At 65.6% G+C, this 16,661-nt stretch carries 17 protein-coding genes; 3 read left to right on the forward strand and 14 right to left on the reverse strand.

Features of this window, described 5'->3' with window-relative positions; translation table 11 throughout:
* Positions 1 to 27: 27 nt before the first annotated feature.
* From H9639_RS08980 to H9639_RS09015, 8 genes are all read right to left on the reverse strand, one after another.
* Positions 28 to 1,107, reverse strand: coding sequence for a carboxylate-amine ligase (locus H9639_RS08980; RefSeq protein ID WP_191807729.1), 1,080 nt, complete (start codon positions 1,105 to 1,107; stop codon positions 28 to 30).
* A gap of 129 nt (positions 1,108 to 1,236) precedes the next feature.
* A complete protein-coding gene (locus H9639_RS08985) occupies positions 1,237 to 1,611 on the reverse strand; it encodes a fluoride efflux transporter FluC (RefSeq protein ID WP_191807730.1) in 375 nt (124 codons plus the stop codon).
* The gene (locus tag H9639_RS08990; RefSeq protein ID WP_191807731.1) at positions 1,608 to 2,042 is read right to left on the reverse strand and encodes a fluoride efflux transporter FluC; all 435 of its coding nucleotides are present in this window, start codon (positions 2,040 to 2,042) and stop codon (positions 1,608 to 1,610) included. Before H9639_RS08990 ends, H9639_RS08985 begins: the two co-directional genes overlap by 4 nt.
* Positions 2,039 to 2,821: a class I SAM-dependent methyltransferase gene (locus H9639_RS08995; protein WP_191807732.1), complete on the reverse strand. Its 783-nt coding sequence runs from the start codon at positions 2,819 to 2,821 to the stop codon at positions 2,039 to 2,041. The genes H9639_RS08990 and H9639_RS08995 overlap by 4 nt, the downstream gene beginning before the upstream one ends.
* A 14-nt stretch (positions 2,822 to 2,835) precedes the next feature.
* Entirely contained in the window at positions 2,836 to 3,645 is an 810-nt protein-coding gene (gene hisN, locus H9639_RS09000; protein WP_191807733.1) for a histidinol-phosphatase, read from the reverse strand.
* Between the two features lie 90 nt (positions 3,646 to 3,735).
* Positions 3,736 to 4,851: a ribosome small subunit-dependent GTPase A gene (gene rsgA / locus H9639_RS09005; RefSeq protein WP_191807734.1), complete on the reverse strand. Its 1,116-nt coding sequence runs from the start codon at positions 4,849 to 4,851 to the stop codon at positions 3,736 to 3,738.
* 2 nt (positions 4,852 to 4,853) lie between these two features.
* Positions 4,854 to 6,194, reverse strand: coding sequence for a 3-phosphoshikimate 1-carboxyvinyltransferase (aroA, locus tag H9639_RS09010; RefSeq protein ID WP_191807735.1), 1,341 nt, complete (start codon positions 6,192 to 6,194; stop codon positions 4,854 to 4,856).
* A 5-nt stretch (positions 6,195 to 6,199) separates the two neighbouring features.
* Positions 6,200 to 6,781, reverse strand: a complete 582-nt coding sequence (locus H9639_RS09015; protein WP_191807736.1) for a DoxX family protein — start codon at positions 6,779 to 6,781, stop codon at positions 6,200 to 6,202.
* A 231-nt stretch (positions 6,782 to 7,012) separates the two neighbouring features.
* On the opposite strand from H9639_RS09015, the gene H9639_RS09020 reads away from it, so the two are divergent.
* Positions 7,013 to 7,786, forward strand: coding sequence for a sigma-70 family RNA polymerase sigma factor (locus H9639_RS09020; protein WP_404799743.1), 774 nt, complete (start codon positions 7,013 to 7,015; stop codon positions 7,784 to 7,786).
* Positions 7,783 to 8,043 carry a mycothiol system anti-sigma-R factor gene (rsrA, locus tag H9639_RS09025; RefSeq protein WP_191807737.1) on the forward strand — a complete coding sequence of 87 codons (261 nt, stop codon included), beginning with the start codon at positions 7,783 to 7,785 and terminating at the stop codon, positions 8,041 to 8,043. The genes H9639_RS09020 and rsrA overlap by 4 nt, the downstream gene beginning before the upstream one ends.
* Before the next feature lie 131 nt (positions 8,044 to 8,174).
* On the opposite strand, the gene H9639_RS17275 is transcribed toward rsrA, so the two are convergent.
* The gene (locus tag H9639_RS17275) at positions 8,175 to 8,249 is read right to left on the reverse strand and encodes a 50S ribosomal protein bL37 (RefSeq protein WP_370664980.1); all 75 of its coding nucleotides are present in this window, start codon (positions 8,247 to 8,249) and stop codon (positions 8,175 to 8,177) included.
* A 156-nt stretch (positions 8,250 to 8,405) separates the two neighbouring features.
* Between H9639_RS17275 and H9639_RS09030 the strand changes: the two genes are divergently transcribed.
* A complete protein-coding gene (locus H9639_RS09030) occupies positions 8,406 to 9,371 on the forward strand; it encodes a zinc-binding dehydrogenase (RefSeq protein ID WP_191807738.1) in 966 nt (321 codons plus the stop codon).
* 175 nt (positions 9,372 to 9,546) lie between these two features.
* Here H9639_RS09030 and H9639_RS09035 read toward each other — a convergent pair whose 3' ends face one another.
* The 5 genes from H9639_RS09035 to H9639_RS09055 all read right to left on the reverse strand — a co-directional run bounded on the left by H9639_RS09035 (position 9,547) and on the right by H9639_RS09055 (position 16,197).
* On the reverse strand, positions 9,547 to 10,548 hold the full coding sequence (locus tag H9639_RS09035) for a zinc-dependent alcohol dehydrogenase family protein (protein WP_191807739.1): 1,002 nt from the start codon (positions 10,546 to 10,548) through the stop codon (positions 9,547 to 9,549).
* Between the two features lie 217 nt (positions 10,549 to 10,765).
* Positions 10,766 to 11,110: a winged helix-turn-helix transcriptional regulator gene (locus H9639_RS09040; protein ID WP_225219373.1), complete on the reverse strand. Its 345-nt coding sequence runs from the start codon at positions 11,108 to 11,110 to the stop codon at positions 10,766 to 10,768.
* Between the two features lie 142 nt (positions 11,111 to 11,252).
* Positions 11,253 to 11,408, reverse strand: a complete 156-nt coding sequence (locus tag H9639_RS09045; protein WP_191807741.1) for a hypothetical protein — start codon at positions 11,406 to 11,408, stop codon at positions 11,253 to 11,255.
* Between the two features lie 266 nt (positions 11,409 to 11,674).
* The gene (locus H9639_RS09050) at positions 11,675 to 12,274 is read right to left on the reverse strand and encodes a GDSL-type esterase/lipase family protein (protein WP_191807742.1); all 600 of its coding nucleotides are present in this window, start codon (positions 12,272 to 12,274) and stop codon (positions 11,675 to 11,677) included.
* A 92-nt stretch (positions 12,275 to 12,366) separates the two neighbouring features.
* Positions 12,367 to 16,197, reverse strand: coding sequence for a multifunctional oxoglutarate decarboxylase/oxoglutarate dehydrogenase thiamine pyrophosphate-binding subunit/dihydrolipoyllysine-residue succinyltransferase subunit (locus H9639_RS09055; protein WP_191807743.1), 3,831 nt, complete (start codon positions 16,195 to 16,197; stop codon positions 12,367 to 12,369).
* Positions 16,198 to 16,661 lie beyond the last annotated feature (464 nt).

A 16,661-nucleotide genomic window follows, 5' to 3' on the forward strand; every position in this document is an offset into this window, starting at 1 on the left:
AGTAACCTGAGGTTTTTCTCACGTCCGCTACGCGGCAGCGAGTGACCGGCGGAACAGGTCAGTGAGTCCGGACCAGCCGGCTTGTGCCACGGCGGCCCGCTGGCGGGCGGCTCCAGTGCCGGTCCGGTGCAGCCGCTCCAGTCCGTGGACAACATAGGGAAGATCGCCGGCGTCTTCCAGTGCGGGCCGGATGTAAGCCAGGAGGGTGTCCAGCTGGGCCTGGGCCGGGGAAGAGACACCGTCCAGTCCCATCAGGTGCGCGTCGAGGCCGTAGCGGGCGGCCTGCCACAGGGCGGCGTCGTGCATCTCCGGGTCGGTGGGAGAGGCTTCCGGTTCCCGCAGGACAGTTGTGACCAAGCCGCGCACCAGGGCCGCCAGCAGAACTGAATCCTGTGCCTCCAGCTGCGCGTCGCCCACCCGCACTTCCAGGGTGGGGTACTGCTGCGAAAGCCGGGCTGCCCAGCCAATGTGGCCGGCGTCCAGCACGACGTCGGTGGCGAGCAGGTGCTCGAGCCGCCGGTCATAGTCGGCGGCATCAGCAAAGTACGGCGGGCAGCCCTGGACAGACCAGCGCCGGTAATGAATAAGCCGCCAGCTGGAAAAACTCGAATCCCGTCCCCGCCAGAACGGAGAGTTGGCGGACAGCGCCGCGAGCGTTGCGAGCCAGGGGCGGATGCGGTTCAGGGCGGCTACCCTGTCTTCCCGGTCGGGAATTCCCACATGGATATGCGTTCCGTTGAGGTAGTGCTCGCCCGCTACGGCGCCTGTCACCTCTCCCATGAGCAGGTACCGCCCGGACTGGGTGATCTCCGCGGGCGGCTCCGGGATGAGGGGAGCTGCCCCCGTCAGCGCAACACCAACTCCGGAAGCAGAAGCCGCCTCGGCAATATGGGCACGGGACAGCAGGAGCGCGTCAGCCGCCTGCTCCAGGGACTCGCAGACAATGGTGGACGTCTCCAGCTGTGAGGCGAGGAACTCTGCGCTCGCCGTCGTCACCAGCGCGGATGTTTCCGCCAGCTTCCCCGAAAGTTCAGCCGCGCGCGCGGCGGGCATACCGCTGAGTGGATCGATGAGCAGGAATTCCTCCTCAATGCCGAACGTCACCATGCATTTCCCCTGTTCGCTGCGCTGGCGGAGGACCTAACCGGTTGGATTAGTTTAGGTCAGTGCCCGGTGCTGAAGGCAGGGGAAAGGAAGAAGTGCAAGTCTGCTCTGCCCAAGGTTGCCCCCGCCGCGCTATCCGGCGGCAGCCAGGTGGCCCAGCGCGACCGCGCACACGGACAGCACCAGATTCAGGGCGACGTTGGCGACGGCGAGCCGGCGGCTGCCCTCCGCCCACAGGAGCACGGTGGCGGTACTCCAGGAACTGAAGGTCGTCAGGCCTCCGGCCAGTCCGGCGGCCGCCGTGTCATAGACGGCACCGTCAATGCTCCCGCGCTGCAGCAGCCCGAACACCATACCAATCAGGAAGGACCCGGCGACGTTGACGATCAGCGTGGCCAGGGGCAGGCGCGGACGCCCCGCCCGCTGTGATCCCGTGAACGCGGTGTCCAGGGCGAACCGGAGCAGGGCCCCGGCCATCCCGCCCAGCGCAACGAACAGTGCCGTCACTGAGGTGCTCCGCGGCGGCGGGCCAGGCGGCGGCCTGCTGCCAGCCCGGCACCGGCCGCAGCCAGCCCGGCGGCTGCGCTCAGGCCCGCATACAGCAGCCAGGTGCCATGCCTGCCGGAGGCGAGCAGGGTTTCGACGCTGAGTGCCAGTGCCGAGAAGGTGCTGAAGGACCCGAGCAGGCCCGGGCCCAGCCCGGCCCGGAGCCAGAAGGGGACTGCGGGATGGAAAAGCCACCAGGAGGTCAGGAAGCCCAGCGCGGCACTGGCCGCAACGTTGATGGTGAACGTCATGGTATCGAAGGTGCCGGGAAGAGGCGGATACAGCTGGGTCAGCAGATACCGTGCCTCGGACCCGGCCAGGCCGCCCACGGCCACAGCTGTCCAGACCCGCCACCCGGGCAGGGCATTTTCACGGGTCCTGCCTCCCGTCATTCCCGGACAGCCCGCCACGTGAGTGTGAGGTAAGGCAGGTTCAGCACGTCCGAGGCGGTATGTCCCAGGTGCTCGTGCAGATACCAGGTGAGATTTGCCAGGACCTTTTCCCGTGTGGTCTCTGAGGCGGAGAGCCAATAGGCCCTGGATTTGGCCAGCTCTGTGAGGTCCGCCGGTGTCATCGGCTGCGTCCAGGCGCTGGTGTGGGAATCCTCCAGCCGGAACGGCGGCCCGAGCTCCGGCCGGAAGCCCGGCCGCAGGACGTCTCCGGCATGGATGATGCGGGCGAAACGGTGTACCCACGGAACGCTGACGTCCAGCTGGTTCCAGATCAGGCCGACCATGCCGCCGGGTTTGAGGATCCGGTCGAACTCACGTGCGGAGGCCAGCGGATCGCACCAGTGCCAGGCCTGGGCGACGGTCACGGCGTCGTAAGACGCCGGTGCCAGGCCTGTCTGTTCAGCTGTCCCGGACGTGACGGGCACCGCCGGCAGCGTGCGGCTCAGCTGGTCCAGCATGTCCTGGGACGGGTCCACGGCATGAACCGCAAAACCGGCAGCGGCCAGGGCCCGGGTGTACTTTCCCGTACCGGCGCCAATATCCGCCACGGTCACCGACGACGGTGTACGGGCAGCCAGACCGGGAGTCTCAAAAAGCCAGCGGACGGCGTCGTCGGGGTATCCCGGGCGCACCCGGTCATAATGTTCTCCGCCGCTGCGGTAACTCTGCCCCAGCTGCTGCCGGCGCAGTCCGGGAAGCCTGGGTCCGCTGAACGCCACTTGTATCCGGGAACCTAAAACAGGTCGTCGAGGCCGGGGGTCAGCCGCTGCAGTACTTCATTGTGCAGCACGCCGTTTGTCGCGAGCGCGTTGCCGCCAAACGGACCGTCTTCACCGTCCAGGGAAGAGAAGCGTCCACCGGCTTCGGTGATGATGGGGACCAGGGCTGCCATGTCATACAGGTTGAGCTCCGGTTCGCAGGCAATGTCCACGGCTCCCTCGGCCACCATGCAGTAGGACCAGAAATCGCCATAGGCCCGGGTGCGCCAGACAGACTCGGTGAGCCCAAGGAATTCCTCGAGATTCCCGCGCTGCTTCCAGCCGGACAGGCTCGAATAGGAGAGGGACGCGTCCTCCAGCCGGGAGACATCCGAGACCCGCAGCCGGGTGGCGGCTGCCAGCGAACGGCCCATGTAGGCCCCGGTTCCGGTGGCAGCCCACCAGCGCTTGCCCAGGGCGGGTGCGCTGACGACGCCGACGACGGGAACGCCGTCGTCAACCAGCGCGATCAGGGTGGCCCACACCGGGACACCTCGGACGAAGTTCTTGGTGCCGTCGATCGGGTCGATGATCCAGCGCCGCGGACCGGAACCGGTGGAGCCGAACTCCTCGCCGAGAACGGCGTCGCGCGGGCGGGCCCGGGAGAGCTGCCCGCGGATGGCTTCCTCGGCGGCCTTGTCGGCGTCGGTGACCGGGGTCAGGTCCGGCTTGGTCTCGACCCGCAGGTCCTGCGCCTTAAACCTGGACATGGTCTGGTCGTCCACGGAGTCGGCCATCACATGGGCGAGACGCAGATCATCGTTGTAGTTCTGAGCGAACGGCATACCTCAACTTATCGCTAATCCGCAGGCAGTGCCCACGTTTACGCAGGTGCGCCGCGTGCACCAGCGGTATCAGTGGACAAGTCCCCGTCCTTACTGGCTGCCGAGCTCCTTGGCATGGGCCCGGTTCTCCGTGCGCATGCCGGAACCGAGCAGCCGGCGCAGGGACGCCAGGCGGGCGGGTCCGGCGGCGCCGGCCTGGCCTGACTCCACCCAGGCGTCCAGCCCGCAGTTCACTGCGTCGGCGTCGTGCCGGCATCCGCGTTCGCAGGCTTCGGTGCCGGGCTCCAGATCGGGGAAGGCGCTGAGGATCCGGTCCGGATCCACATGCGCCAGACCGAAGGAACGGATGCCGGGAGTGTCGATGATCCAGCTGCCGGCCGGGGCATCGTTGACCTTCAGCGCCAGGGCCGAGGAGGAGGTGTGCCGGCCGCGTCCGGTGACTGCATTAACGCCGCCGGTTGCACGGCGGGATCCGGTCAGGGCGTTCACCAGGGTGGACTTGCCGACGCCGGAGTGGCCTACCAGGACGCTGACCCGGCCCAGCAGATGTTCATGGAGTGCGGAGACGGCGTTGCCGGCGAGCCGGGCGGACAGCCCATCGTCGGATTCCGAGTCGACGCCGGAGTCCTCTTCCTGCGCGGTCCGGCTGATGATGACTTCGAGATCCAGATGCTCATAGTTGGCCAGCAGCTCTGCGGGATCCTTGAGGTCCGCCTTGGTGACGCACAGCAGCGGGGAAATCCCGGCGTCGTACGCTGCAACCAGGGCCCGGTCGATGAACCCGGTGCGCGGTTCCGGGTTGGCGGCCGCCACCACGATCACCAGCTGGTCCGCGTTGGCTACCACCACCCGTTCCACCGGATCGGTGTCATCGGCGGAACGCCGCAGGAGGGTGGCGCGCTCATTGACCCGGACCAGGCGGGCCAGGGTGTCCGGGGCGCCGCTGACGTCGCCGACAAGTCCCACCAGATCGCCGGCGACAACGGGGGTGCGGCGCAGTTCCCGGGCCCGGGCTGCGGTGACGATGCGCTCGTTGGGCGTATCTTCATCCACGATCGCCGTGTACCTGCCCCGGTCCACGGTGATGATCCGGCCGGTCACGGCGTCGTCATGGGCGGGCCGGTCCTTGGTGCGGGGACGCGACCCCTTTTTGTTGGGGCGGACCCGTACATCGGATTCGTCCCAGCCTCCGGTGCCTCGTGCCACCGTTAGCCTTCCTGCGCTGCGCCGGCGGGCTGGGATGCGGCCAGGTCCGTCCACATCCTGGCGAAGTCCGGCATGGTCTTGGAGGTGGCGCCAATGTCCTCGATCACTACGCCGGGGACAGCCAGTCCGATGATCGCTCCGGCCGTGGCCATCCGGTGGTCGGCATAGGTGCCGAACGTGCCACCGTGCAGCGGAGCAGGTTCGATCCGCAGGCCGTCTTCCGTTTCGGTGACGGAACCACCGAGCCGGTTGATCTCCGTGCTGAGCGCAGCCAGCCGGTCCGTCTCATGTCCGCGCAGGTGGGCGATGCCGGTCAAGACCGACGGCGAATCCGCCAGGGCGCACAGCGCCGCGACAGTGGGCGCCAGTTCGCTTGTGTCCGCGAAGACTCCGCCGCGGATCCGTCCCCGGCCGGTAATAGTCAGGACGCCGTCTGCCAGCTCAGCATCGGCTCCCATCTGCGGCAGAATCTCCCGCCATTTGTCGCCCACCTGGGTGGTCGCTGCCGGCCAGCCCGGTATCCGCACCGTGCCGGCGGTGGCCAGGGCCGCAGCCAGGAAGGGGCCGGCATTGGAAAGGTCGGGCTCAATCTCGACGTCGAAGGCCCGGATGGTGCCGGGGGAGACCTTCCACTCGTTCGGCACGGAATCATCAACCTCAACACCGGTTTCCCGAAGGACCTGGACAGTCATGGCAATGTGGTCAAGGCTGGGCACGGACTCGCCGCGGTGCACCAGGTGCAGTCCGTCCACGAAGCGGGCAGCGGTGAGCAGCAGTGCTGAGACAAACTGGCTGGAGGCACCTGCGTCAATCTCCAGGCGGCCTCCCTGGACTTCCCCGGTTCCCGTGACCCGGAACGGGAGCGCCCCGCGGCCGCCGTCGTCAACGGTGATGCCCAGCCCGCGCAGCGCCTCAATGGTCGCGCCCATGGGGCGCTGCCGGGCATGGGGATCGCCGTCGAAGGACGTGCTGCCGTTCGCCAGCGCTGCGACCGGCGGGACAAAGCGCATCACCGTCCCGGCCAGACCGCAGTCGACGTCCGCATCTCCGGCCGCACCGGCGGCAAGAGGCTCCACCAGCAGGTCCGGCCCGAAGGGCCCGGACCCCGGAACCTCGGTGATCTCCGCGCCAAGGGAGCGCAGCGCAGCGATCATCAACGCGGAGTCCCGCGAGTGCAGCGGTGCCCGGAGCCTGGAGGGCCCGGCTGCCAGTGCGGCGAGTACCAGGTACCTGTTCGTGAGTGATTTGGAGCCGGGAACCTGGACGGTTGCGTTAACGGGCCGGGCCGGTGTCGGAGCCGGCCAGCCGCCGGTGACGGACTGGAGTGCGGAGGGTGAAGTCATGGTGCCTAGGAACCTACGATGTCAGTCGCTGCGCTGCGAACGGTGCGATCCGCCTTGGCCAGCTGCTTTTTGGTCTGTTTGGTGATTTTCCGGGAACGGCGGCCGGCATCCTTGCCCAGTGCGCGCACATTCCGTCCGGTATCGGAGACCAGGTGCTCGGCGCGCCAGGCCAGTCCGGGACGCCCGTTGGTGTCCACCGCGGCCAGCAGGACCCCACCGATCAGGGAGAGGTTCTTGAGCAGCTGCGTGCGCCGGATCTTCCGGCCTTCCTGTGTGGTGGCGTCAGCGTTGCGGTACTCCACCAGGGTGTTCACCCCTGCCGTGCCGGCCAGGACCAGGCCGGCAAGCCGGGAGAACTTGCCCAGCCCAAGCATCGCAGCGGCGCCCAGCTGCGTTGCGCCCAGGACACGTGCCACGGCCACGGGATTGTCTGCGAGCCCCGCTGCGGACGGCGCCACGGTGCCGAGGCGGCTGAGCGTGGGGGAGAGCTGCTGTGCGGTCTGCTCTGCGTTCCGGAGCCTCTCCACTCCGGCCGCGACAAAACCGGCGGCGAGGAGCGGGCGGGCTAGGGTTCGGACAATCGTCATGCGTTCCTCCTGGAATACGCCGGATGCCGGCGTGAAGTACTGGGATGATACGGCTGCGCCAGGCGCGCCGTAAGCAAACGGATATCCCCTAGTCTGGCACCTTTGGCACCCTTATACACTGTCCGCCGCCGCGGGGGTAGGAATAACCGGGCGGCCGCAGTGGTTATGTTCTTCACCGGCGGCACCAACCTGTGCGGGCCGGAAGCCACAGGGAAGGGGCGGAAGCAAGGAATGGCGAACACGCTGCTGGACCCCGGGACGCAGGCGCCCACGGACCAGCCCCGCTTGCTGGTACGCACACGGCCCTTAGACTTGAACTTGATGAGAACTGATGTGCCGGAAGGCAGCCCACAGGTGGAAGATCCGGGCCTCGACGTCGGGACAGAGTCCGAGCAGGCCCGCAAGCTGAGGTTCGAGCGGGACGCAATGCAATACGTGGACCAGCTGTACTCGGCTGCCATGCGCATGGCCAGGAACCCCGCTGACGCAGAGGACCTGGTTCAGGAGGCATACACCAAAGCCTTCTCGGCGTTCCACCAGTACAAGCCCGGAACCAACCTCAAGGCCTGGCTCTACCGCATCCTGACCAACACGTACATCAACCTGTACCGGAAGCGGCAGCGGGAGCCGCTGCAGTCCAACTCCGACGGAGTTGAGGACTGGCAGCTGGCGCGGGCTGCGGAACACAGTTCCTCCGGCCTGCGGTCGGCGGAAGCGGAAGCCCTGGACCATCTGCCTGATTCCGATGTTAAAAGTGCACTCCAGGCCATCCCGGAAGAGTTCCGCCTGGCCGTGTACTTCTCCGACGTCGAAGGGTTTGCGTACAAGGAAATCTCGGAAATCATGAACACGCCCATTGGCACGGTGATGTCCAGGCTGCACCGCGGGCGCAAGATGCTCCGCGAGCTGCTGGCCGAATACGCCCATGAGCGGGGCATTAAAGCGAAGGTACGGCCGGCAGCAGCCGGTGCCGGTGAGAAGAAGAATCAGGGGAATACACTATGAGCGATTGCCAGAGCCTGGGCGATTGCGAGGACGCGCGCATCGAGAGGCTGTACGAATACCTCGACGGCGCGCTCTCCCACGACGATCTGGTCGAGATTCAGGACCATCTGAAAGGCTGCCCGGAGTGCGCAGAGGAACACGACCTGGAGTGCGTGATCCGTTCGGTGGTGAAGCGGTCCTGCACCGAGGCCGCCCCGGCGACGCTGAAGGCAAGCATCCTGGCGCGGATCAGCCAGATCCAGTCCGTGGACCACTAGCCCGCAGCGCCGTCACACGACAGCGGCACAGACACGCTGTTGACGGGACCTGACCAACACAAAAACCCCCGCCGCCGTGAGGCTGCGGGGGTTTTGTGTTTGCTGCGGGTGAACCGCGCAGGCGTCCTGATTTAGGTGTTGGGACGCTTGCCGTGGTTTGCGCCGCCGCGCTTGCGATCCTTGCGCTTGCGTGCTCGCTTGCTCATGGCTGCCTCCTTCTTTTTGACAACAAGTTTTGCCCTTCAGTCTCCCACAGGATGCACCATTGGCGTAAATGCGGGCCATCCTGCGCGGGTGATGTCCGGACGCTCTGCCAGGCAGGTCACCTAGGATGGAGCAACCAGCGACCAAAGGAGTTCCGCATGCGAGCGGTGTACGCGCAGTCCCAGTCCCAGGAGGACCCGCTCAGCGGCTTGGTGGTCGGCGAGCTCGACCGCCCGCAGGCCGGTCCCGGGTTCCGGCGGGTCCGGGTCCGTGCTTCAGCATTGAACCGGCACGACCTGTGGTCCCTGCAGGGTGTTGGGCTTGCGGCAGAGAACCTTCCAATGGTGCTGGGCTGTGATGCGGCCGGGATCGACGACGACGGCAACGCCGTCATTGTCCATTCGGTGATCTCCAGCCCGGGCTGGGAAGGCGACGAGACGCTCGATCCGCGCCGCACCCTGCTCTCCGAACGTTACCCGGGGACGATGGCTGACGAGGTCTGGGTGCCGGCCCGCAACCTGGTGCCCATGCCTGCCCAGCTGAGCTTCGAGGAGGCTGCCTGCCTTCCCACTGCCTGGCTCACGGCCTACCGGATGATTTTTACGGTCTCACCCGCAGCACCGGGATCGACTGTCCTGGTTCAGGGCGCCGGGGGAGGGGTCGCCACGGCGCTGGTCTCCCTGGCATCCGCTGCCGGATTCCGGGTCTGGGTCACCGGACGGAGCCGGGAGAAGCTGGATCAGGCCCTGCGGCTGGGCGCGGACGCGGTGTTCGACGCCGGTGCGAGGCTGCCGGACCGTGTGGACACGGTCTTTGACTCAGTGGGCGAGGCTACATGGGCTCATTCGCTGAAGGCGCTGAAGCCCGGCGGAGCCCTGGTGACCTGCGGTGCCACCAGCGGACCGAATCCTTCCGCGGACCTGAACCGGGTGTTTTTCCTGCAGCTCAAGGTGCTGGGATCCACCATGGGAACAAAACCGGAACTGCAGCGGCTGGTCCAGTTCCTGCTGGCCACCGGTGTGCGGCCCGAAATCGATTCGGTCCTGCCCCTGGAGGATGCCGCGAAGGGTTTCAGGCGGCTGCACGACGGCGCGGCCACCGGCAAAATCGTCTTCCGGCACTGAACTTCCGGCAGGCACTGTGGAGCATTCCCGGCCTCTGGCGGGATTACTTCGAATCCACAGGACAAGGAACACAGGGGTCCCCGTTAGAGGACCCCTGTGCCAACCTTGTTATGGGTTGCCTCGTCCATTCAGAGGAGCCGCGTCTCTACACTGCTGGACGATTTTTCATTGCTGGTTAGCGGTTTTGAGGCACGCTTACGACGACCTTGCCGATTTGTCCGTTGGACTCCAAATACTGGTATGCCTCTGCGATGTTCTCCATTTCAAAGACCTTGTCCACGGTTGGTTTCAGCGCCCCGCTATTGAGGCCGTCCCGGACGAATGCCACGGCGCCTCGGAGCCGTTCGGGGTCGGTCGTTACCTCGAACAGTTCGTAGCCGCGAATCGTGATGTGTTTGCCCAGGACCGCCAGCACAGGCAGTGCTGTGTCGTCGGTGCTCAGGGCCCCATAGATGACTACGGTGGCGGCGGTCGATGCGGCGTCGATGAGCCGAGGCAGCAGGGGCCCGGCAACCGGATCGAAAATCACCTGCACACCCGCCCCATCCGTGATTTGGTCAAGGCGTTCGACGACGTGTTCTTCCTCGGTGGCAATTACAGCCGCCGCACCCGCGTCGATGAGCTGCTGGCGCTTGGAACTGGTCCGTGTCAGGGCGACGGGTTTGGCACCGATCATGTTGGCGATCTGGATAGCAGCCAGGCCCACGCTGCTGGAGGCGGCTGGGATTACAACGGTGTCACCGGCGCTCAGTCCTGCCAGATCGATCAGGCCGCCGTAGGCGGTGATGAACGGCATCCAGACTCCCGCAGCTTCCTCCCAGGTCAGCTGTTCGGGATGCTTGACCACTGCATGGGCGGGGGCGAGCACCAGTTCGCCGTGCAGGGCATACTCTGTCATGGCGAAGGCGGGAACGACGCTCACGGCATCGCCGACAGTCAAACCGGAGACTTCTGCGCCGACGGCCTCGACCGTTCCCGCAGCCTCGTATCCAAGCGCTTGCGGGAAAACGGGCTCAACGACGTAGTTGCCGGTCCGGAACATTATTTCGGCCCGGTTCAGGCCCAAGGCGCGGGTGCGGATCCGCACCTCGCCTTTTCCAGGAAGGGGAACGTCCACTTCGTCGAGGCTGAGGACTTCGGGTCCGCCGAGGTTATGGAATCTAACGGTCTTGGGCATGGGTCTCCTTGGGATTTCGTAGTGGTGTGTGGTTGCAGCCCATTGCGGGCAGTGCCTGCAAATTCGCCTGTTGGCTCCCGGGGCCCCAGGTGGCCGGTGGAGTGCAGCCAGGCATGGCAAACCCGGCGGAGGGCAGGGGGTGGTAGGGCATGGTCGCTTTACGTGGCTGAAGTCCCTTGTGCTTCCGGCAGTTGCCGAGCCTGCCGGCCGCTCCGGGCTAGGTGGCGGCGTTCCCTGTTGTAGCGGATGGTTGCTCGTTGAGCGGGGTGATGCCGCGCTTGGCGAGCCATTGCCGTCCCCACGTGTTGAGGCTGTGCAGCAGCGGGGCGAGGTCCAGCGCCTCTTCGGTGAGCGCGTACTCAACCTTCGGCGGGACAACCGGGTAGACGGTCCGCGAGACGAGTCCGTCCTCCTCCAACTCACGCAGCTGCTTGGTCAGGAGCCTCGGGGTGATTCCGTGCGTCTGGCGGTGGAGTTCGTTAAACCGCAAGCTGCCGTCGAGCAGGTGGAAAAGGATCACGCCTTTCCACTTTCCGCCAATGATCGCGACACTCGCCTCCATGGCGCATCCTGGAAGGTCATCCGATAAGCGGGTCCGGCTCATTTTCCCTCTTTCGGGGGTTGGTCTTGCCACATTCTGCTGCTGCCAAAGCGGCGCACGCTTTGTCGACGATTCGGTCAAGTCGCCGCCGTCACATCGTAGTTTACGCTGCGCGTCCGACCGTGTCCGCGGGCGCCCGGTAGTGGACGACGTGGAAATCCGTCGCGAGCCCCTCCGGGGTCCCGGAATTTATGCACATGGGGGACATGGCCATGCGGTTGGGGAACTCCGCACCGCGAATCGAATGCGGTTCATTCAACGTGGTAATCAACTAAAAATCTCCCGTCAGTGATGCCAGGGGAACCTGGTACCTCCACTCTAGACCATATAGAGATCCACTGATAGTACGCACTTTTTTTATAGGTACTACCCTTTTGCGTAGTGTGCTGGGGTTATGCCGATTCGAGGACTGCCAGATCCCTAAGCGTCCGGCCCGCGCTGAGAACCGGCCGGCATCGGCCCCGGGAAACGCGAAAGGCGCCCGCGGTAGGCGGGCGCCTTTGATGCGTGTGGGTCCTGGGCCGGTCAGTTCATGTCCGGCAGGTCCAGCCAGCGGTACCAGCCGCGGTGCAGGACCAGCCAGGCAATCAATCCGTAGCCGGCCTGTCCGGGAGCCCCGCCGTTCGAGGCGAGGTCCGTGCGCCACTGCTCATGGTTGAGCAGCGGGGTCAGCGTGTCGACGTAAACGTGCTTGCGGCGGGTCGTTACATCGCCGAAGGCAGCCGAGAGATCGGCCAGTCTCCGGTTGCGTTCCTGGTCCAGGCCGGGCGGCGGGCCCACCACCAGAACCTTGATGCTCATCTGCGCGGCCCCGTCCAGGATGTTGGCCAGGTTCAGCCGGCTGCGCGCGGTGGAAAGCTCCAGATCCAGGTCCCGGTCGGAGAGACCGATCACCAGACGGTTCTCGCAGGTTTCGTCGAACCTGCGGCCGGCCTCCATCAGCCAGCGGTTGGCGAGTGCTTCAGTGCCCTCGCCCGGGGCGGCGAGGCTGTAGGCCTCGAGCCTTACATGTTCCGGCGTCGTGCGTGCCAGCACGCGTCCCAGCCAACCCAAAGCGCGGGGATCACCGTGACCGGCGAGCAGTTCGTCACCGACCGCAGCGAGCCTGATTCTGCGTTGTTCCACGAGTTCCCTTTTCCAATAGCCGAAAAGTCCAGATGAAGGGTGCGTTAAAAGGCGGGTGGGGCACCAACGGTGCCCCACCCAAACCTAGCCTACTATCGGCGTTCGAAAGCCTTCTTGACCAGGATGTCCTGCTCCACGGCATGCCGTTTGGCCGAACCGGTGGCGGTTGAGGCCGATGCCGGACGCGAGACCAGCGTGAGCGGACGGTCCAGGACCGGCGGCAGGTTCAGGCCAATGAACGGCCACGGTCCCTGGTTTGCCGGCTCGTCCTGTGCCCACACCAGCTCGGCGTTCGGGTACTTAGCCACTGCCTCGTTGATCTCCTTGGCGGGCAGCGGATACAGCTGCTCCACGCGGATGATGGCCGTCTTCTCGTCGCCCGTTTTCTGGCGGTTGGCCAGCAGGTCATAGTAGAGGCGGCCGGAGACCAGCAGGACCTTCTCGACGGCGTTGGCGTCAAGTTCGGCATGCTCGCCGATGACGGGCAGGAACGAACCCTGGGTGAAGTCCTCCACACCGGTGGCAGCGGCCTTCAGGCGCAGCAGCTGCTTCGGGGTGAAGATCACCAGGGGCTTCCGCGGCCGGCTGTACGCCTGGCGGCGCAGCAGGTGGAAGTGCGACGCGCCCGTGGTCGGGTTCGCCACGATCATGTTGTCCTCGGCGCAGAGCTGCAGGAAACGCTCGATGCGCGCCGATGAGTGGTCCGGACCCTGTCCCTCGTAGCCGTGCGGCAGCATCATAACCAGCGAGGAACGCTGGCCCCACTTCTGCTCGGCCGAGGAAATGAATTCGTCGATGATCGTCTGGGCGCCGTTGACGAAGTCGCCGAACTGGGCTTCCCAGAGCACGAGTGCGTCCGGACGTTCCACGGAGTAGCCGTATTCGAAGCCGAGGGCCGCGAATTCGGAGAGCAGGGAATCGTAGATCCACAGCTTCGCCTGGTTCGGATCCAGGTCCCCCAGCGGCATCCATTCGGCACCGGTGGCGCGGTCATGGAAGACGGCGTGGCGCTGGGTGAACGTACCGCGCCGGGAGTCCTGGCCAGCCAGGCGGACCGGGACACCCTCCATCAACAGGGAGCCGAAGGCCGCGATCTCCGCGAAGCCCCAGTCGATGTTGCCCTCGCGGGACATCTGCTCGCGCTTCTCCAGCAGCGACTTGAGCTTCGGGTGCACGGTGAAGCCTTCCGGCGCTGCCACGTGGGCCTTGCCGATGCGGGCCAGGGTGTCAGCGGAAATGGCAGTGCTGGCCGGCGCGACGACGGTCGAACCCTCCTGCTGTGCCACGGGACGCTCGAGGTCCGAGACAGCTTCCGAGTCCTTGGTGATGACCGGGATCGGTGAGGTCTGCGCGGCATGGGTCTCGGCGAAGACCCGCTCCAGGCGGCTCTGGTAATCGCGCAGCGCCTGCTCTGCTTCTTCCTGGCTGATGTCGCCGCGCCCGATCAGGGACTCGGTGTAGAGCTTGCGCACGGAGCGCTTGGCCTCGATCAGCGAGTACATCATCGGCTGGGTCATCGAGGGATCGTCGCCCTCGTTGTGCCCGCGGCGGCGGTAGCAGACCATGTCGATGACGACGTCCTTGTTGAACCGCTGACGGTAGTCGAACGCCAGCTGGGCAATCCGGACAACCTGCTCCGGATCATCACCGTTCACGTGGAAGATCGGAGCCTGGACCATCTTGGCCACATCGGTGGCGTACACCGAGGAGCGGGAGGAAGACGGCGCCGTCGTGAAGCCAACCTGGTTGTTCACGATCACGTGGATGGTGCCGCCGGTGCGGTAACCGCGCAGCTGGGAGAGGTTCAGCGTTTCCGCCACCACACCCTGGCCGGCGAAGGCTGCGTCGCCGTGGATCAGGATCGGCAGGACGGGGAATTCATCGCCCCGGTCCAGACGGTCCTGCTTGGCACGGACGATGCCTTCGAGGACGGAGTCCCCGGCTTCGAGGTGCGAGGGGTTGGCGGCCAGGTAGACCTTCGTCTGGTTGCCGTTATCGGAGGTGAAGGTTCCCTCGGTGCCGAGGTGGTACTTCACGTCGCCGGAGCCCTGCACGGAGCGCGGATCCTGCGTGCCTTCAAATTCGCGGAAGACCTGGGCGTAGGTCTTGCCGGCAATGTTGGTGAGCACGTTCAGGCGGCCGCGGTGGGCCATGCCGATTCCGACTTCTTCCATACCGTTGTCGGCAGCACCGGAAATGATGGTGTCCAGCAGCGGAATCAGGGATTCGCCGCCTTCAAGGGAGAACCGCTTCTGGCCAACGAACTTGGTCTGCAGGAATGTTTCAAACGCTTCGGCGGCGTTGAGCTTGCCCAGGATGCGCAGCTGCTCCTCCCGGGAGGGCTTGCTGTACGGGGCCTCGAGCCGGTCCTGGAACCAGGTGCGCTCTTCCGGATCCTGGATGTGCATGTATTCGATGCCGGCCGTGCGGCAGTAGGCATCGCGCAGCACACCGAGGATCTTGCGCAGCTTCAGCATCGGCTTGCCGCCGAAACCGCCGGTGGGCCATTCACGGTCCAGGTCCCAGAGGGTAAGGCCGTGGGTGAGTACGTCGAGGTCGGCGTGCCGGCGCTGGACGTATTCCAGCGGGTTGGTGTCTGCCATCAGGTGACCGCGGACCCGGTAAGCGTGGATCAGCTGCTGGATGCGCGCAACCTTGTTGATCTGCTCATCCGGGTTGACCTGGATGTCCGGGCTCCAGCGCACGGGCTCGTAGGGGATGCGCAGCGACTCGAACACGTCGTCGTAGAAGTTCTGCTCACCCAGCAGCAGCTGGTGGATGATGCGCAGGAACTCGCCGCTGCCTGCACCCTGGATGACCCGGTGGTCATAGGTGGAGGTCAGGGTGATGACCTTGGAGATGGCATTCCGGGCCAGGATCTTCTCGTTCGATCCCTGGAATTCTGCCGGGTACTCGAGGGCGCCGGCACCGATAATGCAGGCCTGGCCCTTGGACAGGCGGGGAACCGAGTGGACCGTGCCGATGCCGCCGGGGTTGGTCAGCGAGATCGTGGTGCCCTTGTAGTCGTCCGCGGTCAGCTTGCCGTTGCGGGCGCGCTTGACGAGGTCTTCATAGGCGTGCCAGAACTCCGAGAAGTTCAGCGTTTCGGCCTTCTTAATGTTCGGAACCACCAGCAGGCGCGTGCCGTCGGGCTTCGGCATATCGATCGCAAGGCCGAAATTGACGTGGGCAGGCTGGACGGCAACGGGCTTGCCATCCACCTCGTCGTAGTAGACGTTCTGCGAGGGGAACTGGGCTGCGGCGCGGATGATGGCGTAGCCGAGCAGGTGCGTGAAGGAGATCTTTCCGCCGCGGGCCCGCTCAAGATGGCTGTTAATAACAATGCGGTTGTCGATCAGGAGCTTGGCCGGGACCGCACGGACGGTGGTGGCCGTCGGGACGCTCAGGCTGAGGTCCATGTTCGTGGCGATGGCTTTTGCCGGACCGCGCAGGACAGTGACCTTGTCGTCTTCGGTGTCGGCACTGGGCTTGGTCTTGGGCAGCTGGGCCGGAATGGGCGCGGACTTGGTTTCCGGCTTGGCATCCTGGGCGGCGGAGGCGGCAGCGGACTTCGGCTCATCCTTGGCCGAAGCTGCTTCCTTGGCAACCGGCGGCTTTCCGGACTCCTGGGTAGCGGCCGGCGACTCGCCGGAAGCCTTGGGAGCCTGGGGCTCGGCGTTGACCACCGGCAGCTGCCGGGTTGCGGGATTGGCTCCGAGCTCACTCGGGGGAGTGGTGCCGTTGCCCGAAACGGTGCTTCCGGAAGCGTGCTTGGCGTCTTCGGCCTTAAAAGACTCGAAAATGCTCCACCACTTCTTGTCGACTGAGTCCTTGTCCTTGAGGAACTGCTCGTACAATTCGTCGACAAGCCATTCGTTGCCGCCGAATTCCTCCGGCAGGCGGTGGTTGGGTTGGTCTGGCACTTGTTATACGCCTCTTCCATGAATTGCCGTTTGCCCTGATGGCACCATGATCTGAGCGTTTCCGCCTCAAGACTGGCTGGTGCGGCCCGGTGCGCAGTGACCGAGACTTGGTTGCAAGTCTAGTTACAGAAGACCTGAAGTGGCCAATCTCGCCGGCGTGTGGTTGTGGGATTGGACACATAATGCCATCCGGCCCGCGCAGGGGGACCCCCGTGTTCCTCTGGTGCAGTGAAGCGAAAGCTGTAAACTGAAATTTCTATGGACAGCAACTCTAGGCGCCGGCCCGCCTCCTCGTCCGCGGTCACCGCGGCGAAGACGCACAGAGCCGGCAACGCCCGCACCCGTTCCCCGCATTCTCCGGCAGAGTCATCGGAGCCTTCCAGTCCGGCCTCGGCCGACCATCCTCCGCCGGGCACTAACCCGCCGACCCGCTTCCCGCAGAACCTGATGCTCCGCCGCGCTGC

Source organism: Arthrobacter gallicola, assembly GCF_014836775.1.
GTDB classification, from domain to species: Bacteria; Actinomycetota; Actinomycetes; order Actinomycetales; family Micrococcaceae; genus Arthrobacter_B; species Arthrobacter_B gallicola.